Origin of the sequence: Capilliphycus salinus ALCB114379 (genome assembly GCF_047276495.1) — a bacterium.
Taxonomy (GTDB): Bacteria; Cyanobacteriota; Cyanobacteriia; order Cyanobacteriales; family Microcoleaceae; genus Capilliphycus; species Capilliphycus salinus.
On sequence record NZ_CP178543.1, the window covers coordinates 4,105,400 to 4,127,177 of the forward strand.

The 21,778-nt window shown below is 44.5% G+C and carries 15 protein-coding genes; 9 read left to right on the forward strand and 6 right to left on the reverse strand.

What is annotated here, in order from left to right:
- Window positions 1–15 precede the first annotated feature (15 nt).
- Complete coding sequence (locus tag ACL6C3_RS17060) at window positions 16–963, reverse strand: HEAT repeat domain-containing protein (RefSeq protein WP_413160125.1); 948 nt, start codon at window positions 961–963, stop codon at window positions 16–18.
- A 195-nt stretch (window positions 964–1,158) separates the two neighbouring features.
- On the opposite strand from ACL6C3_RS17060, the gene ACL6C3_RS17065 reads away from it, so the two are divergent.
- From ACL6C3_RS17065 to rsmD, 7 genes are all read left to right on the forward strand, one after another.
- Complete coding sequence (locus tag ACL6C3_RS17065) at window positions 1,159–3,777, forward strand: pentapeptide repeat-containing protein (protein ID WP_413160126.1); 2,619 nt, start codon at window positions 1,159–1,161, stop codon at window positions 3,775–3,777.
- A gap of 232 nt (window positions 3,778–4,009) precedes the next feature.
- Window positions 4,010–4,540 (forward strand): phosphoribosyltransferase, encoded by a 531-nt coding sequence (locus ACL6C3_RS17070; RefSeq protein ID WP_413160127.1) that lies wholly within the window; start codon window positions 4,010–4,012, stop codon window positions 4,538–4,540.
- 72 nt (window positions 4,541–4,612) lie between these two features.
- Entirely contained in the window at window positions 4,613–10,372 is a 5,760-nt protein-coding gene (locus ACL6C3_RS17075) for an Ig-like domain-containing protein (RefSeq protein ID WP_413160128.1), read from the forward strand.
- A 709-nt stretch (window positions 10,373–11,081) separates the two neighbouring features.
- Window positions 11,082–11,441 carry a hypothetical protein gene (locus ACL6C3_RS17080; protein WP_413160129.1) on the forward strand — a complete coding sequence of 120 codons (360 nt, stop codon included), beginning with the start codon at window positions 11,082–11,084 and terminating at the stop codon, window positions 11,439–11,441.
- Window positions 11,442–11,819: 378 nt separating this feature from the next.
- The gene (locus ACL6C3_RS17085) at window positions 11,820–12,023 is read left to right on the forward strand and encodes a hypothetical protein (protein WP_413160130.1); all 204 of its coding nucleotides are present in this window, start codon (window positions 11,820–11,822) and stop codon (window positions 12,021–12,023) included.
- A gap of 62 nt (window positions 12,024–12,085) precedes the next feature.
- Entirely contained in the window at window positions 12,086–12,751 is a 666-nt protein-coding gene (gene hisH, locus ACL6C3_RS17090) for an imidazole glycerol phosphate synthase subunit HisH (protein ID WP_413160131.1), read from the forward strand.
- 36 nt (window positions 12,752–12,787) lie between these two features.
- Window positions 12,788–13,342, forward strand: a complete 555-nt coding sequence (rsmD, locus tag ACL6C3_RS17095) for a 16S rRNA (guanine(966)-N(2))-methyltransferase RsmD (RefSeq protein ID WP_413160132.1) — start codon at window positions 12,788–12,790, stop codon at window positions 13,340–13,342.
- Between the two features lie 234 nt (window positions 13,343–13,576).
- Here rsmD and ACL6C3_RS17100 read toward each other — a convergent pair whose 3' ends face one another.
- From ACL6C3_RS17100 to ACL6C3_RS17115, 4 genes are all read right to left on the reverse strand, one after another.
- A complete protein-coding gene (locus tag ACL6C3_RS17100) occupies window positions 13,577–14,431 on the reverse strand; it encodes an ABC transporter permease (RefSeq protein WP_413160133.1) in 855 nt (284 codons plus the stop codon).
- Between the two features lie 292 nt (window positions 14,432–14,723).
- On the reverse strand, window positions 14,724–15,635 hold the full coding sequence (locus ACL6C3_RS17105; protein WP_413160134.1) for an ABC transporter permease: 912 nt from the start codon (window positions 15,633–15,635) through the stop codon (window positions 14,724–14,726).
- Window positions 15,636–15,640: 5 nt separating this feature from the next.
- Complete coding sequence (locus tag ACL6C3_RS17110; RefSeq protein WP_413160135.1) at window positions 15,641–16,741, reverse strand: spermidine/putrescine ABC transporter substrate-binding protein; 1,101 nt, start codon at window positions 16,739–16,741, stop codon at window positions 15,641–15,643.
- Between the two features lie 82 nt (window positions 16,742–16,823).
- Window positions 16,824–17,969, reverse strand: a complete 1,146-nt coding sequence (locus ACL6C3_RS17115) for an ABC transporter ATP-binding protein (protein ID WP_413160136.1) — start codon at window positions 17,967–17,969, stop codon at window positions 16,824–16,826.
- A gap of 277 nt (window positions 17,970–18,246) precedes the next feature.
- Between ACL6C3_RS17115 and ACL6C3_RS17120 the strand changes: the two genes are divergently transcribed.
- Window positions 18,247–18,837 (forward strand): class I SAM-dependent methyltransferase, encoded by a 591-nt coding sequence (locus ACL6C3_RS17120; protein WP_413160137.1) that lies wholly within the window; start codon window positions 18,247–18,249, stop codon window positions 18,835–18,837.
- Between the two features lie 476 nt (window positions 18,838–19,313).
- Window positions 19,314–19,988 carry a DUF3318 domain-containing protein gene (locus tag ACL6C3_RS17125; protein WP_413160138.1) on the forward strand — a complete coding sequence of 225 codons (675 nt, stop codon included), beginning with the start codon at window positions 19,314–19,316 and terminating at the stop codon, window positions 19,986–19,988.
- 112 nt (window positions 19,989–20,100) lie between these two features.
- Here the strand turns inward: ACL6C3_RS17125 and ACL6C3_RS17130 are convergent, their stop codons facing one another.
- The gene (locus ACL6C3_RS17130; RefSeq protein WP_413160139.1) at window positions 20,101–21,750 is read right to left on the reverse strand and encodes a mechanosensitive ion channel; all 1,650 of its coding nucleotides are present in this window, start codon (window positions 21,748–21,750) and stop codon (window positions 20,101–20,103) included.
- Window positions 21,751–21,778 lie beyond the last annotated feature (28 nt).

Here is a 21,778-nt window from a genome sequence, read left to right on the forward strand (position 1 = left end):
AAAATTCTCAATTTTTTACCGGGGCGGTTCATCGCGAATTGTCGGTAACGGACGCATCCGACTCAACTTATCAGCCGCCCATCTCGCCGTTTCTCGTACTTCTAAATCGGGGTCATCAGCCGCCCGTTGTAACAGTTGATTCATCTGAATAATTAAATCATAAATACGGGTTAAATCTCGAATTGCATTTTTTCTGACTTCTGCATTTTCATCCTGCAATGATAACGTTAACGCTCGACTCATGGGTTTTAACGTGCGGGTGCCAATTTCTGAAAGGGCGGCTAAAATTAAACTCCGCTGTTTTGAATCGGAATTGTAAATCAAATCAACTAGCGGTTGAATCGCCCGAGAATCCCCTTGTTGACCCAATTCCCAAATCGTTTGACTCCGTTTTGTCGGGTCGGGATTCTGTAATTCTAATATTAATTGTTCCACCCGGTCAAGTTGAGGTAGGCGGGGCTTGTCTGCGATTAAAAACGTCTCGGCTGAGTGAACTTGAGGGGGAACAGACGGTTTTTCCGGGCGTTTATTTTGGGGAAGAGGTGTGTCTATGTAGCCGTTATTTTCAGCAGGTTTATTCACCGGTTGAACGGGGGGTTGAGATGAAATTTCTGGGGGTTCGACCTCATCTTCGACTCGAAACGGAGAAGCGGGACTCGGAGGAATTAACGCCTTTTCTGACGGGGAAAAATAGGGCGAAGACTCCTCAACTTTCGCCTCGGTGGGAAGTTCTTCTTCTGCTTCCGGTTCCCCCTGATGACCGATTAATTTAATAATAATAAAAACCGCTCCCCCGGTCACAATAATTGACCCGACACCGAGTAAAATTAATCCCATCGGGAGTTGAGGGGGAAACTGAAATTTCGGCTTTTCTGCGGTAGAATTTTCTTGCGCCAAGATTAACGAACTGGTCGGTTCATCGGAGAGGACGGGAGGTTTTAGGTCGCTATAATTTTTAGACATCACGCTTGCACTCGGACCGTCGAGGAAACCCGAGCAAGTCAAGCAGGTGAGTAGGACTAGGGGAAGGCGGTAAAAAACCATGAAATGCTATTGAAAATGTTCACAAGCAGGGTGTAACCTTTGACTAGCTCCATCCTAACTTCTCTTGCACCCCAATTCCCGTTTTTCAACAGATGTAAACAAATTGATTCCCGAATGACAGGAGAGCGCACCCATAAACCGACTCAAAAGTTCATTGCTACTGAAGTTTTCAGTCAACCGGGTGAACTGGGCGAACAGCAGGTTTGGGAAATGATTCGCCAAACCTTCGCTCACCGTCATTGTATCGCATATTGGCGCTATCCGATTTTTTCTCCTCAAATGGGCGCTTTTCGCAAGGAACCCGATATTTTAATTTTAGATGCTCAACTGGGTTTAATTGTCATTGAAGTCAAATCTCTTACCCTCGACCAAATTGTTAATCTTTCCGGTCATATTTGGGAATTACAACAGTTTTATACCACTCGCATCACTCCCTATCAACAAGCAGAAAATCAACTGTTTGCGTTGCTCAATTTTTGTAATTATGAACCTCTCCTTAAACATCAAGTTTGGGGTCGGGCTATGGTTGCCTTACCTTTTATTTTAGCTCAAAATTGGCAAAAAAGAGGTTTTGATCGATTGCCAAATTCTCCCCCGATTTTATTTCAAGATTCCCTTTTAAATTCATCGGATTTAATCCAATTTATCGCTAAAATTCCGTCTGTAGTTCCCGGTAAACTTCTCACGTCCGAACAATGGGAACTCTTACAGGCGATTATTGCGGGAACCCCGTTATTTCAACCGCCAACCCGGAAATACTTCGTTCGAGAAAATCAACAAAGGCGGGGAGAAATATTAGCAAAAGTTCGAGAACATATTTCTAAACTCGACTTCAATCAAGAACGAATTGCCAAACAAATTCCTCCCGGTTTACAAAGAATTCGCGGAATAGCCGGTTCTGGAAAAACCGTATTACTCTGTCAAAAAGCCGCACAAATGCACCTCAAGCATCCCGACTGGGATATTGCTTTAGTGTTTTTTAGCCGCAGTTTATATGAACCGATTATCCAACATTTAGATAGATGGTTGCGGCGGTTTAGTTGTCATCAGGTCGGTTATGATTCTAATCATCAAAAATTGCGGGTGCTTCACGCTTGGGGTTCAAAAGAACAACCCGGACTTTATAATACAATTTGTCAGGCTGCGGGGGTTTGGAGTTTGAGTGTTCGTCGGACAAATTCTCAAAAACCCCACGAAGCTTTGGCGGAAGCTTGTTGTGATTTATTGCAAAAATCGGCTATTCCTCAACTGTTTGATGCGATTTTAATTGATGAAGGTCAAGATTTAATCGTCGAAGATGAGTTTAAGTTTGAAGGGAAACAACCCTTTTATTGGATGGCGTATCAAGCTTTACGTTCGGTTAAGTTAGAAATATCTGAAAACAGCAATATTTCCCAACGTCGGTTAATTTGGGCGGAGGATGAAATGCAGACTTTAGAAACTTTCAAAAGTGCGACTGTTAGCGAACTGTTTGGGGATAACTGGGGACATCTATTAACAGGTCAATATGAAAATTGGATTAACAAAACTGAGATTTTGTCTCGCTGTTATCGGGTTCCAACTCAAATTTTAACCGCTGCTTACAAAATCAGTTGCGGGGTGTTTAGTCCGGAAGGATTGTTAACCGCCATGACTAGAATCGAAGATTGGAAAATGTTGGGTTATCGGGTGAAAGTTGAACAGTCTGTTGAGTCTCGACCCGCTAAAATAACCCTGTGTTACGACGGGGAAAAGTTTCCTCACCCGGTTTCCCAGTTTTGGCAAAGTTCACCGATAGAATTTGAAGCCTATCATTCCCGCTACAATGAATTATCTGCCCTAACCCAACAGCTTTACCACAATTTAAGGATAGATGGGTTGCGCCCCAGTCGGGAAATCTTAGTTATTATTTTGGGGGATAGTTTTGAGGCGATAGCGTTGGAAGGTTATGTTGCTAATTTTTTGATGTCTCAGGGTTTAGATATTTATATTCCCGGTGCGGTTGACTGCAATATTGTCACCAATAATAAAGATAAACCCAATCAATTTTGGTGCGAAGGCGGAATTACCATTTCTCGCATTCATCGGGCGAAAGGACAGGAAGCGGATATGGTTTATTTGGTGGGTTTTGATCAAATTGCCAAAAATGAAACTAATCTCAGTTTTCGACAACAATTATTTATCGCTTTAACTCGGTCTAGAGGTTGGGTGAGATTAACGGGAATCGGCGCTTATCCGATGTATAATGAAATGGGGCGAGTGATTCAGTCTGGGGAGAGTTTTAGTTTCAACTTCCGACAACACCCACTGCGGGAAATTTCCTTAACAGATGTGGGGGAAATGTTACGCTGTTATCGTCGGGGAAACCGAAACTTTCGGGGGGTTAATTTAGTCGAAGTTGATTTAACCGATGTTTGTTTGCGGGAGGCGAATTTGATGGGTGCAAATTTAACGAAAGCTAATTTGAAAAATGCTAATCTTGAGGGTGCAAAGTTGTTATTGGCTAATCTTTCTCAAGCGGTAATGACAGGCGCAAATTTACACCAAGCTAAGTTAGTCGGCGCTAATCTTTCTCACGCCAAACTGAGTTATGCAAATCTGACTCAAGCTGATTTACGAGATAGTGATTTGAGTAATGCTGAGTTAATTGGTGCAACGTTAGAAGGCGCAAATTTAATCGGTGCAAATCTTACCAATGCAAATCTAACTGAAGCGAATCTCAAATGGGCTGATTTGACCGATGTGATTTTATAGGACGCAATATATTCCCATTTTACTTTAATATAATCCTAAAGTTTTTTTCTCGGCTTGTCAACCCTTTTCAAATCTCAGTAGGGTGCATCAAATAATAAATCTTCGGGTTGGGGAGAAAAAAGGGGTTTAATTTGATGCGCCCAAAAACTTTTTACCCCATTTTGGGCAAGAAGCGGTAAACTAATAGAATAATGACCCCTCTTGTAATTGTTGATAACGCCTAGCAAACCCCATGAGCGATTTATACGTTTCTTGGTCCGATTATCACCAAGCCATCGAGTCCTTAGCGGCGAAAATCTATCAATCCGGTTGGCAATTTGATCAAATTATTTGTTTGGCACGGGGAGGATTAAGAATTGGAGATTTAATTTCCCGAATTTATGACAGTCCGTTAGCGATTCTCTCCGTTTCTTCTTATGGGGGTTCAGAAGGTCGAATTCGAGGTCAAATTAAAATAGCCAATCATCTAACTATGACAACAGAAACTTTGGGAAGTCGGGTGTTGTTAGTCGATGATTTAGTTGATTCGGGGATTAGTTTAAAAGAATCTTTGTTGTGGTTAAAAAGCCAGTACGCGACGGAAATTGAGGAAATCAAAACCGCCGTTTTATGGTACAAAGCTTGTTCGGTGATTGTTCCCGATTTTTATGTCGAATATTTGGCAGATTCTCCCTGGATTCATCAACCCTTTGAACGCTATGAAAAGATGACTCCCGCAGAAGCCGCACAAAAGGGCGAACTGACCGAACCCGTTACACATTAAAAAATGTAGAGCTTTCCGGAATTTCCGGGCTTTCATCTGTTATCAAGGGGGTGAGCTACTCTGAAAAACGCTATGGGAATTCAACGCCAATACCGCAAACTTTGGAAGCGGTTGATATTAATATTTCTGTTTGTCGCGACCCTGGCCGGCTGTCGAATTTTTAGCCTGACTCCAACAGAAGAACCGTTACCAACCGTTTCCGCCCTCCCGGTTCCCCAACTTCCCGATTGGATAGAACAAATTAGTCCGACTGGGGAAGTGACGTCTCAAAGTCAAATTCGGGTTATTTTTAAACACCCGTTAATTCCGGTTGAACGCTTGGATTCCCCAGAGCAGCGTCAACTCCTCGACCAATTTGAAATTACCCCAAAACTTCCCGGACAATTTCGGTTTTTGACGCCGCGAATGGTGGGGTTTGAAGCTGACCGGGCGCTACCTTTAGCTACCCGCATTCAAGTTAAACTCAAACCCGGCTTGTCCGACTTAGAAAATCATCGCTTAGACCAAGATTTAGCCTGGACGTTCAACACCCAATCGATTGAACTGACCAATTTACCGGGAACCGAAGAAAACCCGGGTTCAGAAAACAATCCCGTCGGTTTGACTCCCGAGCTTACTTTTAACTCTAACGTAGAATTAGATCTCGACTCGTTAGCCCAACACGTCAAACTCGTTTCACAGGCGTCGAATCAAAGCGTTCCCGTCAAGGTCGAACTCACGAAAAATCAGTTCAATTCGGACGCTTTACCGCCTCAGACACAGTTCGACCCATCAAACCATATCTGGCAGTATACCATAACTCCCACGCAAAATCTACAAAAAAGTACAAAATACACCCTAGAAATCGCACCCGGACTGCATCCCCAGCGAGGAAATTTAGACAGCCAATTTATCATTTCCTCTCAAATAAAAACCTTCGATTCCCTACAATTTGAAACCCTAGAACTCTACGGTCAACCGAGTCAGGGGGGAACCTACGGACGGTTTGAAAATGGCAGTCCGCAACTGAAGTTTAACAATCAAATTTTAGAAGAATCCGCCCGAGAAAATATTAGGATTAATCCGCCCCCACCCAAAGACGCGCCTCCTTTGGTTCAAGCCTACGGAAATAGCAACATTATTAACCTCAATCCTTGGGCGTTGGAACCCCAAACCAACTATACCATTACTATTGGAAAAGACCTAAAAGATCAGTTCGGTCAAACCCTAGAAAAACCCGAGACTATCTCTTATCAAACCGGAGATGTTGCGGCTGACCTGTGGGCGCCGAGGGGATTAAATATTTTCCCCTCAACCCAGAATTTACAGTTAAATATTGCCACCACCAATTTACCCGAGTCGAAATACAGAGCCGCCTATAAAATCGTTCAACCGACGGATTTAGTTTATACCGATTTCGCTTATCCGAGAGAAGACAAAAAAAATCTGTTACCCGCAGAAAGAAACTGGACTTCTTACCCGGTAAAAAACCCCACAAAAAACGAAACAAAAGAAACCTCAATTAATTTGCGGGAAAAACTGGGAAAAGATACCGGAATGCTGGCTTACGGTGTAAAAGCCCGAACCAATCGTTATCAAGAAAACGGACAACGGGGCTGGAACGAACCGGAATTTTATGGGTTTGTACAACTGACAAATTTGGGCGTATTTTCCCAGTGGTTTCCCGAGTCTGGGATAGTGAAAGTTAACCATTTAGAAGACGGTTCCCCCGTTAACAATGCCGAAGTTGAAATCTATCAATCTCAACTGGATGCCACAAGCTTTCCTGACCCGAAACCCTGTGCAACCGGAAACACGAACGAAAGCGGAATATTGGCGTTAAATTCCGAAAATCTCCAACAGTGTATGAACGGCGATCGCTTTGACAACGCCCCGGAATTGTTGGTCATTGCCAAAGAAGGGGACGACTGGGCATTTGCAAGAACTCATTCCTATAGTGGGATGTACGGTTATGGTATTTATAGCGACTGGGAAAATAGCAAACCCCTGTCGAGAGGCGTTATCTTTTCTGACCGTCAACTCTACCAACCCGGAGAAAAAGTCGCGTTAACCGGTGCGGCTTACTATCTGCAAAATGGGGAATTAAAACAGGATAAAAACGTCAACTATACCGTTACCCTGAGAACCTCCGAAGGCACAGAAAAAACCCTCGGAACCTATCCAACCAACGAATTTGGTACATTTTCCCTCGAATTTACCCTAGATTCCGACCAAGCGCTGGGAGATTATAGTTTAAGTGCGAAAGCCGATAATGGAGTAGAAATTTATGGAGACTTGCGGGTTGCGGAATTTAAGCCGCCAAACTTTAAAGTAGAAGTCAACCTCGATAAAGAAACCGCCACTCAAGGCGAAAATCTAACCGTCAATACCGAAAGTAACTATTTATTTGGTTCCCCGGTAGTTGGTGGAAAAGCGGAATATTATGTCACCCGAACCCCAACAGAATTTACCCCCAAAGGTTGGGAAAAATACAACTTTGGCAGACAGTGGTTTTGGCCGGAAGAAAAACCCACCGTTTCCAGCGATGTATTGCAAAAAAGCGAAGTTCTCGACCAAGCGGGAACGGGTACCCAAACCGTTAAAATAGCCAAAGATTTACCCTATCCCCTGCAATATCGGGTGGATGTTCAAGTTTCCGACGTGACGAACTTGGCGGTTTCTGATTCTCAAAGTATTACCGCTTTACCGAGTGACCGTTTAATTGGGTTAAAAACCCCGTTCGTCGCCGAAGCAAACCAAGCATTTCCCGTCGAAGTGATTGTGACCGACCCCAACGGAAAACCCCTTCCCAATATTGGGGTGCGTTTGGAATTGCAAAAAATGAATTATAGCAACGTTACCCGAGTGGTTGCGGGAGGACAAACGGACAAAAACCAAATTGAATATAAAACCGTCGCGACAGCAGAAGTTAAATCAAATCAGACTCCAAAAACTGTTACTTTAACCCCTCCCGAGTCGGGTTCCTATCGCATTCGTGCCAATTTTACCAACAATTCCAACGAAGTTACCGCCACAGATATACAAATTTGGGCGACCGGAACTTCTCCCGTATTTTGGGGAGGAAATAACGACAACCGCTTACAAATTGAACTCGACAAAGACACCTACAAACCCGGAGAAACCGCCACCGCTTTAATTAAATCTCCCTATCCCGAAGGCGAGTTATATTTTGCAGTTGTCCGCGATAAACCGTTGTACGAAACGTTAACAACCGTAACCGGCGGCGCCCCGCAAATTCAATTTACCGTAACTTCGGAAATGTTACCGAATGCAGCAGTTGAAGCGGTGTTAGTTCGTAAAGGCGAACCCCTGTCAGAAGTTGAACCCGAAAACAGGGAAAATCTCTCGAAAATGGGGTTATCTCAAATTGGGTTTGTACCGTTTAAAACCGACTTGGCAGAAAAAACCCTGCAAGTAGAAATTACACCCACAAAATCGGAAGTCGAACCCGGCGCCGAACAAACCCTGCAACTGCAATTAAAAGATACAAATAACCAACCCCAACGCGGACAGTTCACCGTTATGGTTGTCAACGAAGCGGTGTTACAACTAACAGGTTATCGTCCCCCCAATTTGTTAGAAACCGTCTACGCCGAACAACCGATTTCTACTCGTTTTAGTGATAATCGCCCGGAAGTTAGGTTAGCTATGGCTACATCAGCAAAAGGTTGGGGATATGGCGGCGGTTTCTCCGCAGGAATTGGCAATACTCGCATCCGCAAAAACTTTCAACCTCTAGCCTACTATCAAGGTTCAATTGTTACCGATAATAGCGGAAAAGCCAACGTTAACTTTCAACTTCCCGACGATTTAACCACCTGGCGGGTGATGGTTGTGGCGACGGATGGTAACTTTAAATTTGGTTCGGGCGAAACCACATTTATCACCACCCAACCGCTACTTTCTAACCCGATTTTACCGCAATTTTCCCGCCCGGGCGATAAAATTTTAGCCGGAGTTTCCGTTACCAACAACACCGGAGAAAAAGGAATAATAGCGGTAAAAGCCGACGTCGAAGGCGGGGTTAAATTATCCCCCGGAAACAGCAACACCCAAACTGTGGAACGCCAACTCAAAGCCGGAACCCAAGCCTATTATTTCCCGGTATTAGTGGAAGAAGTGGGAACCTCCCTAGTGAAGTTTCAAACCGCATTTAACGGAAAAACCGATGGCTTTGAAGTTCCGTTAGAAGTCAAACCCGTGTTAGTAACCGAACAAGTTATTGAAAGCGGAACCACAACCGATTCTTTAAATATTCCCATCAACGTTACTCGCGATACCGTCAGAGATACGGGCGGTTTAAATATCTCCCTGGCGAGTACGTTAATCCCGCAAATCACCGCCCCCGCCAAACAAATTTTCAACCAAACCGATGTACCTTTCCTCGAACCTGCGGCGAGTCAATTATTAATTGCAGCCAACTTACAACAATTAAGCCAAAAATACGGCAACGTTGGCGAGTTCAACCTCAACCAACAAGCCCAAAAATCCCTCGACCAAATTTTCCAACTCCAACAAAACGACGGAGGACTCGCCCTTTATCCCGAACAAAAAATATCCAATCCTCTGCTATCTGCATACGCCGCAGAAGCGTTAGCCAAAGCCCAAAAAGCAGGATTTAACGTTGATGAAACTCGACTCAATCAACTCGAATATTACCTGAAACAAGCCCTAGCCAACCCCGGAAAAAATGAATTTTGCGGCGATGATTTGGTTTGTAAGAGTCGGGTGAGATTAAATATCTTAATGGCGTTGGCGGAAATGGGAGACCAACGCAACGATTTCATGTCCGATATTTACGGCTTGCGGGATGAATTTGATACCGTAACCCAAATTAAACTCGCCCGTTATTTATCCAACTTCCCCGAGTGGAATTCGGAATTTAACGAACTGGCGAATAAACTGGAAGAAATCGTTTATCAAACCGGACGAACCGCCACCGTTAATTTTCCCAAACAATACGCTTGGATGAGTTCGGATATTACCGCCCAGTCGGAAGCCTTGCGTTTATTTGTCAGTCAAAATAATCAGCCGGAAGTTATTGATAAACTCGTTCAAAGTTTACTCAATCTTCGCCGCGAGGGAACCTGGGGAAGCACTTACAATAACGCCGAAGCATTAACAGCGTTAGCCGAATATGCGGTTATAGAACCCACTCCCGAAAACTTCCAAGTTCAAATTAAATTGGGCGGTAAAAACTTGGGTTCAACTCAATTTAACGGGTTTCAAAACTCCAGTTTTAATCTCAATATTCCCATGTCGGAATTACCCCCCGGTAAAAATCCTCTGATGATTCAAACCTCTGGAAACGGAAAACTGAATTATTGGATATCCTACGAATATCGCCTCGAAGGAAGCCAACCCGGACGGTTAAATGGGTTAAGAGTTGAACGAAAAATTCAGCGAGTTAACGATAGCGAAGTGTTGCAAACAATGGGACTGTCAGCAGCAGAAGAACCCGTAGAAGTTAAACCGGGAGAAGTGTTTGATATCGGCTTAGAAATTATCACCGACCATCCCGTGAATAACGTGATGATTACGGACCCCCTTCCAGCCGGTTTTGAAGCCATTGATAACCGCTTTCAAACGAGTAATTCCGCCTTAAAAGCCCAAACGGATAGTTGGGAAATTAGCTACCAAACCATTTATCGCGACCGAATTTTTGCCTATGCAGACTATCTCGAACCGGGAGTTTATCAACTGCATTATTTAGTCCGTTCGGTAACGCCCGGTGAATTTTTATGGCCGGGTGCCAAAGCCTATTTACAACAAGCCCCCGAAGAATTTGGACGTAGTGCATCTTCGAGTTTGGTTATCTCCGAACAGTCCTAATTAATACCTGTCGGGTGGGTGACAGCAAAAAGTTGTTAATTTCAACAGTAGGGTGGGTGACACAAACAGTTGTTAATTTCAACAATTAAATTATTCGTTGTCACCCACCCTACAACTATTCGGATTAAAAACCGGGTTTTTCGGGTGTACCTCACCGGAACCCACACTGCTATAAATTATCCGTTGTCACCCACCAGACTCATAACATTTTTAAACCGTCGGGTGGGTGATATTATGTCCGGTTGCTTAATTTTGTGATAGCCTGGGGCGGGTTTTTCTCAATCTCGGAGTGGTGTCAAAAATCTCGTAGAACCCGCCCCCTACAGAATGATTATTGATTTGTTGGACATGATATGACAGAAAAAGTTGTTAATTTCAACAATTCAGTTATCCGTTGTCACCCACCCTACTAATTTCCCCATTTCGCGATAGGTTTATAGATAACCGATAGCCTCAACTAAGAGGCTTTTAAATTGCCTATGAGTCGCAAAATCATTCAATTTTAGAATATAAATTCCGATTTCCTGAGTTTACCTGAACTTTCCAGAGGTTTAAGTTGTACCTACGACTTTCACCTCATTTTTCTTTATTCTAACTCCAGAGATTTCCTGTAAAGACAAATTGAGAATTTCCCTGTACCTTAGAAAACAAGTCATTTTTCCCAACACTTGCGGAAAATGAACACTATCTTTTTAAGGGAGTCGGTCTGATGAAAAATTTACCTAAAATTTATCAAAAACTCGAATTATTGACCGATGAATTGACTCAATTAGAAGTGATCAGCTATCAAAATTTCAAAAAACCCAAACAACATCCTTTAGTTAAGTTCATCCAAAATGTTGCTAATTTTAGTCAAAAAACCGCTTCTGTCGTTCTCGATATTTTCTTAAATAATCTCGAAAAATTGTTTTCTCCTAACAATCAACCGACAATTTTAGAACGACGGGATAAACGGGGAAATCTCTATTGGTCGGTTTATGACCCAATCAAAGATTTTTGGCTGTATTTTGACTCTGAAAATGAGTTGATGGCGTGGTTAGAACAGCGTTACTACAGCAATATTAAGTAGTTAAATGCTTAATTTTGGGCTAGTTGAACCCGCCAGCCCCGAATGAAAAATCTCCAAAAACCGGATAACAACCTGTAGGGTGGGTGACACAAACAATTAGTTATTTCAACAGTTAAGCCCTTGGTTGTCACCCACCCTACAATTTCCAAAATCGGTAGGATTTTTTCTTAATCAAAGATAATCCGTAAAAATACGGTTGGCTAAAACCCCTATTTTTCAACCTCTCCGTAAACATACGGAGGCAGATCACAACCGAGACACCGATCTGGTCACACCCCCGACTGATAACATTCACAAAAACTCAATTAACATATCACACAACATATCAAGCGATCGCGAGATTATAGATATTGTCAAGCTAGAAATTGCAGTTGAGTCATGTTAACCGAAACCTCCACCTCCACCCTTTCCCTCGAAGCCATCATCAAGCGAGTTCTCACCTTCCGTCAAATCACCCCCCTCGACTACCAACTCCTCAAATCTGCTATCCTATCAGAAACATCCTTCTCCCCGACCACCCAACTCCATCTCGATGAACTATTTGAAAGCCTACAACGGGGGTCAATTTGGATCGCCTCTTAAGGCTTGCCGCTTCCAAAAAGACGTACAATAATAGGGTATCGTGAGAAAAGGAGCGCGAGTTAATGGCGGTCATCGCAGTAATCGACTATGACATGGGAAATCTCCACTCCGCCTGTAAAGGTTTAGAAAAAGCCGGGGCTAACCCCAAAATTACCGATTCTTCAGCCGAAATTCAACAAGCCGATGCAGTTGTTTTACCCGGAGTCGGATCGTTTGACCCCGCCATGCAGCATTTGACTTCGCGCAACCTGGTTGAACCCATTAAAAATGTGATTGCAGCGGGCGTTCCCTTCCTCGGCATCTGCCTCGGATTGCAAATTTTGTTTGAAAAGTCAGAAGAAGGCAACGAGGCTGGAATCGGCATTTTTGCGGGAACTGTGCAACGGTTTAAGTCCGAACCCGGATTAACAATTCCTCACATGGGATGGAATCAACTGCAATTGACTCAACCTCATCTCCCAGTTTGGAAAAATCTCGATGAAAATCCTTGGGTGTACTTCGTTCATTCCTATTATGTAGCCCCCGCATACCCGCAAATTAACGCCGCTACCATTACTCACGGCAGCCAAACCGTAACCGCCGCAGTCGCCCATCAAAACGTTATGGCGGTACAATTTCACCCCGAAAAATCTTCAACCGCAGGACTGCAAATGTTGAGTAATTTTGTCGAGTTTGTTAACAGTAAATCGGCTCAAAAATCCCCCGTGAGTGCAGTTTCTAACAGTTAGTTTAATCGTTTGTTTTAATCGTTAATTTATCTCAACATGAGCTTGAGAATCTACGGCAATCGTCCCCTAAAAACCCTACCCGGACAACAAACCCGCCCCACCCTCGCCAGAGTCAGGGAAGCGGTTTTTAATATTTGGCAAAACAGCATCACCGACTGTCATTGGTTGGATTTGTGTGCGGGTAGCGGTTCAATGGGGGCCGAAGCCTTGTGTCGGGGGGCATCTCGGGCCGTTGCGATCGAACAGTCGGGGCCGGCTTGTCGGATTATTCGGCAAAATTGGCAACAGGTGTTAAACTCCGATCAAACTTTTGATGTGATTCGGGGTGATGTGGTAGCCCGTCTGAAAACCTTGGAAGGACAGCAATTTCACCACATTTATTTCGATCCGCCCTATGCGAGTGATTTGTATCAACCTGTAATAGAAGCGATCGCCAATTATCAATTACTGACTTCCGATGGTGAATTAGCCGTCGAACACAATCCCAAACAGTGGACCGTTAACCCTCCGCCTCAATTAGAAGTCTGTCGCGAAAAAGTTTATGGAAATACCGCCCTAACATTTTATATCATCAATAGTAGGTTGGGTTGAACGAAATGATACCCAACAATTCATATCATGTCCGATAACCAATAATCCCAAGTGTAGGGGCGGGTTCTACCAGATTTTTACTACTACTGAGAGATTGAGATAAACCCGCCCCAGTTTCTATTAGTTCGTTTTTGCGATGCACGCGCATCAATTAGGAATTTTTGTGCTAAAGCACAACAACAAACTCTATTATAGATCGTTAGATTTCGTGACCTCAACCCAACCTACAATCAATTATCCTTTGCGTTTTTTATCTCCTTGAGTTCTCAAAAATTCCCCTAGAAACGCAACCAATCCCGAACCCATAATTAAAATCACACTCAAAGCATTAATATCCGGTTTAACCCCTGTTCTAATGCGGCTAAAAATCTCCATCGGTAACGTTGTCGCCCCACTTCCTGCGGTAAAACTAGCAATTAAAAAATCATCCATACTGAGAACAAACGCCAGCAAACACCCCGATAAAATACCCGGCATTAATTCCGGTAATAAAACCTGAATAAACGCTTCAACCGGAGTCGCCCCCAAATCCAAAGCCGCCTCCTCCAAATGGGGATTCAAATCCGCCAAACGAGTCGAAACCACCAACGCCACATAAGCCAAACAAAACACCACATGAGCCGCTACAATCGTCCAAATACTCAACGGAATCGCCATCGCCGCCAAGAAAACCAACGTTGAAACCGCGATCGCAATATCAGGAATAATTAACGGTAAATAAGAAACCCCTTGATATAAACTTTTCCCTCGAAATCGATAACGAGCCAATCCCACCGCCATCAACGTTCCAATAACCGCCGAAATTCCCACCGCCACAAACGCCACAATTAAACTATTTTGGAGAGCCGATAAAATGCGATTATCTTGAAAAAGTTTAGCATACCATTCTAATGTAAAACCCTGCCATCCCGCACTATAACGAGATTTATTAAAACTATAAAACGTTAACACAAAAATCGGCAGGTACATATAAAAAAACATCAATCCCACAAAAATGACCTGCCAAGAAACCTGAAATTTCGGTTTTGTATCTCTCATTTCTATCGGAACATCCTCATTTTTATCTGGTTGTTTTAATTGTGTTTGCATGAGAAAATTATCAAATTAGGCAAGAGGTGCTTCTAGCAATTGTTTTGTAGGGGCGGGTTCTGACTAAATGTATGTCTTCCCATCAGCAACTTTTCTAAACCCGCCCCTGACAGTGACCGACCAAACCCAGTGAATATTGATAGTTCATAAGCGATCGCTGCATAACCGTAAACTGTACAAACTGCTCACTGTTCACTGGAGAGGGGCGGGTTTACAGAAGTTTTGCATGGGAAGATCGAGATTTGTTGAGAACCCGCCCCTACATCACCACCGATCCGGTGTCCCCTATTCTCTATTTTGACGGTCTACCCTCCCCATATTTCAACAACAATGCGATCGCCAAACTCACCCCCATAATTAACACCATACTCAACGCCGAACCAAACCCCCAGTTTTGAGTTGCCCCTAAAAATTGATTGTAAATTAATCGAGAAACCGTCATACTAGAGGCACCGCCCAACAGTTCGGGATCGACAAAATCCCCCAAGGCACTGATAAAAACCAACAGCGATCCCGCCGCAATACCCGCCCTCGCTTGGGGTACAGTAACCTTCCAAAACGTTTCCGTTGGTTTGGCCCCCAAATCCGCCGACGCCTCCAATAAACGCCGATCTAGCTTTTCTAACGCCGCATACAGAACCGTAACAATATAGGGCAAATAACTGTAAGCCATCCCTATTAAAACGGCCGGAGAGCGGTTAAGCAACTCCAACGCCGGTAAACCCAAAATCCCCAAAAACGAGTTTAAAACCCCCGTCGGCCGTAAAATGGTAATCCAGGCATAAGACCGCAACAGCGAAGACGTCCACAGGGGCAAAACAAACCCCAACAGCAGCAAATTTCGCCAGCGAGAAGGAGCGTTAAGGGCGATCCAATAGGCAACCGGAAACCCCAACAGCAAACAGATAATCGTCGTTCCCGAAGCAAAAAATAGCGATCGCCCAATCACCTGTAAATTGACCGGATCGAACACCCGCAAATAGTTGGCAATTCCATCGGGAATCACCACATCACCCGGTCGAATATCTCGAACTAAACTCAGTTCAAAAATAACCAACGTCGGGAGAACCAGCAACAGCAGCAGCCACAACCCCGAAGGCCCCAACAACACCAACGGGCCGAGTAGATCCCCTAATTTTTGTTTGAAACCCGTTTTAGCCGAAGAAGGGGGAAGATTTGACGGATTTTTACTCGATACAGCCATATTAATTAAGCACTGGTAAGTTTCGTCCAATAGCGATCGTAAATTTCACTCGCCTCTGGAATGGGCGCTAAAGATTCACTTCTTTCAATCACGGACTCGGGGGGAAATAAAGTCGGATCATCCTGCAAGCTTTTCGGAAGTTTGCGATAGGCGAGTTGGGAAGGCGTCGCAAAACTGAGGCGTTCGACAATACGGGCGGCGACATCCGGTTGAAGCATAAAATTCATCCACTGATAAGCACCATCGGGGTTGGGAGCGGATTTAGGAATCACCAGCGTATCCGTCCACAGCGACGATCCGCTTTTAGGAGTAATGTAGCGCAAATCTTCGTTTTCCGGCATGATTTCCGCCGCATCCGCCGAATAACACATGGCGATTAACAAATCCCCGACAATGATTTGAGGGCGCCAAGCATCGGTGGTAAATGAAGCGATCGCCGGTTGGAGTTCGGCCAATTTTTCGTAAGCTTGGCGAATGTGTTCGGGGTTCGTCGAGTTGTAGGAGTAGCCCAACATTCGCAAGGTTGCACCAAACACCTCTCGCACATCATTCAGCAGAGTAAATCGCTTGGAAATCTCTTTTTGATGTTCCCAGAGAAATTCCCAATCTTCTGGGACTTGTTTGAGAAGGCGACTGTTGTAAATTAATCCTGTGGTTCCCCAACTGATCGGCACGCTGTAGCGGTTGGCCGGATCGTAAACCGGGTTTTGAAAGATGGGGAACATATCTTCTAAACCGACGATGAGCGAGTGATCCAACTCCATCAGTAAACCCAGATCCGCCATCTTCTGAACCATATAATCAGAAGGATAGATAATACTATAAGCTCCCGCTCCTCCGGTTTGAATGCGGGCCAACATTGATTCGTTGGAGTCAAACACATCCGCCACAACTTTTAACCCCGTTTCTTGGGTAAAGCGATCGAGTAAATCCTGATCGGTGTAACCCGTCCAAGTGTAGATATACAGGGTATCTGAGTCTATGCTGGTGTTGGGTGTGGTTTTCACCTCTGCCAGAGTCCAGCCGCAACTTGACAGTGAAGAAGCAGCAGCAGCGGCGAGAGTTGTCTGAAGAAATTGACGTCGAGTTTGAGCCACCCTGATCATATTAGGTAAGGGTTAAATTTTCCGACCAACAGTTTTTTGGTGTTGAGAAGGTGGACTAAGCAAAACAAGATTATTTTAGCGTTTATTGACTCAAGGCTAAACAGTCCGTTGGTTTCCAGCAAACATAGACGGTGGTTTCTCCTTCTGCGATCGCCTCACCGGTTTTGGACTGTTGAACGGTCAGTTGTTCGCCCGAGAGTAACTGTACGATATATTGTAGGTGAGTTCCGAGATACATGGTGTTAACGATCCGTCCTTCAAAACAGTTAACCGCACCGCCAACCGGATAAGAACCAATCGAAATTTTTTCGGGTCGGACGCTGACAACCACCGCATCTCCGACTTGAATATCCGAGTTGGGGGTTGTTTGAGTCGGTGGGGAAGGATAGGCTTCTATTTTTAAGCCGGTTTCTGTAACGATCAGTTGACTGGTGGCGTCGAGGGCTTCAACTCGTCCCGAGAATAAGTTGGTATCGCCGATAAAATCTGCTACAAAAGGAGTTTGAGGACGTTCGTAGATTTCGCTAGGGGTGCCAATTTGTTCGATACGGCCTTCGTGCATCACGGCAATGCGATCGGATAAACTCATCGCTTCTTCTTGGTCGTGAGTGACCATGATGAACGTCAGGCCGAGATTTTTGTGTAGATTCGATAATTCTACCTGCATTTGCTTCCGCAGTTTCAAATCCAAGGCGCCCAAGGGTTCATCGAGTAATAATACCGCCGGACGGTTTACCAAAGCACGGGCTAATGCGACTCGTTGCTGTTGTCCGCCTGACATTTGACCGGGAAACCGACTCGCAAAGGCTTCCATTTTTACCAATTTTAGAGCTTCTTTAACCTTTTCCTCGATTTCCGATTGATTTCGCCGCTTGACTCGTAAGCCAAACGCAATGTTATCGCGAACATTGAGATGGCTAAATAGGGCGTAACTTTGAAAAACGGTGTTGACTGGACGCAGGTAAGGCGGAACTCGGGTCATCGACTGTCCCCGAATTAAAACTTCACCGGCTGAGGGCGTTTCAAAGCCCGCTACTAAACGCAGGGTTGTAGTTTTACCGCAGCCAGAAGGCCCGAGTATACTGAAAAACTCCCCTCGACGCACCTCTAGATCGACACCGCGCACGGCTGTTTCTCCGTTAAAGACTTTGAAGACTTTACGCAGTTCGACATCGAATTGAGAGTCTGTCCCGATCGCACCTGGATTTTGGGTGGCTGTTTGAAGCATAATGGCAACATATGGCGGAGATGTCCCTACTTTAGCTTATCCGATGGTTGTAGAGGTGACAAGTTTTTCGCCTCACTCATTACCAGTGAATAGGGTAAGGGGTAAAGGGTAAGGGGTAAGGGGTAAGAGGCAATTCTGTACGCGCAGCGAGCGCGAACGCGCTTACTCGGTGACTCGGTGACTCGGTGAGGCAGTGCGGACTTGGCGGTTTCCGTTGAGGAGCAACTGCCGAACCCGAAGGGTGACTCCTGAACTTCACCATGCTACCTTGAGAACTATGACTCAATTTTATAGTGAAGATTTGGCTTATATTCACGATGTTGGTTTTGGTGAATTGGCGGAAAATTCTGCATCTTTTTTGTTGAATCTTCTGCAACAACAGGAACAAAAAAAAGGTTTAATTGTTGACCTCGGTTGTGGAAGTGGTATTCTGGCTCAACAGCTTTATCGTGCGGGTTATGAGGTTTTTGGGATTGATATTTCGGGGGATTTGATTGCGATCGCCTGTCAACGAGTTCCCCGAGCAAAATTTCACGTAGAATCTATATTTACCGCTAATATTCCCGCTTGTATTGCGGTGACGGCTATCGGGGAATGTTTGAATTATTTATTTGATGAAAACAACACAAAAACTCAACGGTTCAACTTGTTTCAGCGAGTTTATGAGGCTTTGGATGTTGGGGGTTTATTTCTATTTGATATTGCCGAACCCGGACGAGTGTTCGGAGAAGAAAGTTATCGAAATTTTAGACAAACGGAAGATTGGGCGGTGTTAGTTTATGGAGAGGAAAATCAACAACAAAAACGTTTAACCCGATGGATTACAACTTTTCGTAAGGTTTGGAGAACTTTATCAATGGATAATTGACAATTGATAATTGCTCATTAATTAATGAGGTTTAAAACCTCTCCTTTCAAGGAGAAAAAAGAGAAATTATTTCCTCTGTATCAATCCTATTCATAAAGGATCGAGGTAATTATCCATTATCCATTATCCATTATCCATTATCAATTATTGAAGGTTAATTCCAATTTTCACCCGGACACATCGGTTTGTTTGCACAAAAACTCTAGCGATCGGTCGATGAGGAGGAAATCCAGGAGTTTCAAGTCTACATGGTAGAATAGAGATATAAGTAGCTAGAGGTTTGCAACGTTCCGCAGGTGTTGTACGACTCGTACATCCCTAGATAGAGAATTCGCTCAATCTTCTAGCTTCTTTCAATAGAATCTCGCTGTCGTTCACGCAATTATATCAATGGGATGAGCAAAAATCCGTGAGCGATCGAGATAGGATAGTTAAATTCACTGTGTTTGTATAACAAATTTTATTGAGCCGAAACTATGACATCGTATGCAACCTCCACAGCCCGAGCCGAGATGAGCGAACTCCGGCGACTCAAAGGCTTGTTACCCCCGGAGTTACAGAGTTGGGTAACGGTTGAGAAAACCATAGAAGTCAATCCCTTATTAATTCGTAGTGAAGAAATTGGCAAAGATCAAGTCGAAATTCAGATTGACTTAGTTCGCTGGGAACAACTGGCAATGGATCAGCGCAATCTGCTGTTTTGGCACGAAGTCGCCCGCATCCAAAATGATACCATTCCCCGAGATGGTTGGGAAATGGCAGCCTTAGCCATCGGTTTGGGGGGAGCAGTGGGCGAACTTTGGGTACAAGATGGACTATTATTATTGTTAGCCTTAGCCTTGTGTGGGGTTTCCGGTTATCGCCTGTACCAGAAGAATAACGGCGAGAAAACCCTACAAGAATCAATCGATGCAGACGAAAAAGCGATCGCCATAGCAACACGATTTGGTTATACGCTACCCAATGCCTACAAGAGCTTGGGAAGTGCTTTAAAAATGTTAATTGAGCAAACTCCCAAAAAGCGGCAACGCGCCCGTTATGAAGCCCGTTTGCAAGCGCTCAAACGCAGTGCGTCCAAAGCCAAAGCTCGGGTGAAAGGCTCTCGCGAACCGGCATCAGACGCGGAAAGCATTTATAACAACAACTACTAAAGATGAGGGGCGAGTGAATGTAAGCTGTTGTCGGTCAACATCAACCTACAGAACACCCGCCCCGACTTCAGTTGCTAGAGGTTAAACCCAGTCAGGTTAAACCCGTTAATGTTTATTTCTCTTGGACTTTAGAGAGAGCTTCACGGATTTTCTCGGCGGCGATATCTCGTCCACCCAAGCCAAAGGAAATCGCTACAGCAACCGCAATGGCTCCGAGGAGGAGTCCAAACGCCAAGTTAACAATATCGCTACCAATACCCATTTGTTGGAGAGCGAGCGCACCAACAAAAATGATAATCGCAACCCGAGCCGCTTGAGCCAACAATTTAGAATTACCCGTACCGGAACTCAGCACAAAGCGATGGGCTAAGTTGGCAAAATACAAGCCAATGGCAAAGATAACAGCACCAATTAAGACGCGACCGGAAATCAGAATAATCTGCTCAATGATCAGCGTCAGCGAGGTTAATTGTAGGATATCTGTTGCGGTGACCACAGCAAACAACATGATTCCCACAAAGGCGATAATCCCGACAATTTCCGAAGGGGTGCGAGTGTGGCTGGTGGGTTTAGAAGTCGAGTCAACCACGCGAACTTCATCGGTTTCAACGCTACCGGCCGGAGGAGTCGATTGCAAGCCCAACCAATAGAATAACCGGTTGAATCCCAGGCCGGTTAAAATGCTGGTGACCAGATCGGATACAAAGCGTCCAATCACATAGGCTGCAACCAAAATCACCGCCGCCGCAAACAACTGAGGAATGATGGTCAGAATGTCCTCAAGCATGGCAATTGCCGGAACAGAAATCGCCTCAATTTGCAGAGCATTCAGAGCAGCAATGGCAATGGGAATTAAAATCAGAACGTAAACAACCGTTCCAATAATTGAAGATAAACTTTGACCGCCTGCGGTTTCACTCAAACCAAAACGATTCCCCAAGCGATCGGTACCGACTGCGATCAGCAAATTGGTAACAATACGACGGACAATTTGAGCAATCACCCAACCGGCACCAGCAATCAGAATCGCAGCTAAAATATTGGGCAGGATAAACAGCACCTGATTGAGCATCTGCTGGACGGGTGCGAGTAATCCCTGCAAGCCGAGAGTATCGAGAATCGGCAGTAAGAACAGCAGGAAAATAAACCAATAGATGGCATTTCCAAAGGTTTCACTCAGAGAAAACTGAGGTTGGGCGGTGCCATCATTGACTTGTTGATTGAGGCGTTCATCAATTCTAAACGCATTCAAGACCCTTACTGTTATCGCTTTACAGAGCGTTGCCACTATCCAAGCAATTCCCAATAAAATCAGCGCACCTAAAATTCGGGGAAGGAAGGTGGTAATCTCATTGAGTAAAGTGGTCAGCGGAGTAGAGACAGTGGACAGTTGTAGTCTCTCTAGAAAAGCAATAATCGCAAATAGGAAAATAATCCAAAATACGATGCTTCCCGCCCAGTTTTCAACGGGAATATTCTCGGCTGTATCCGAACGGCCTGTGACCCAAGATGCCACCTTGTTATCGAGTTGGGTCTTCTTTAACAGACTCTTGACTAGAAATTGAGCAAATAGGGCGATCAGATACCCCGCTAACAAGATGACTAAAGCAACGATTAGATCCAGTAGGGTGATTGCACCTAAAGAGTAGTTGCTCAGATTTAAAGGGTTAGATGTGGTCTCCTGAGCAAGTGTCAGATGAGAAAGGGTGGGTATTGTTATCCCGAAGGTTGATGATGTGAATTCGTGCCAAGTTTCATTCATAGTTTCTCTGGGAGATAATCTGGATGAA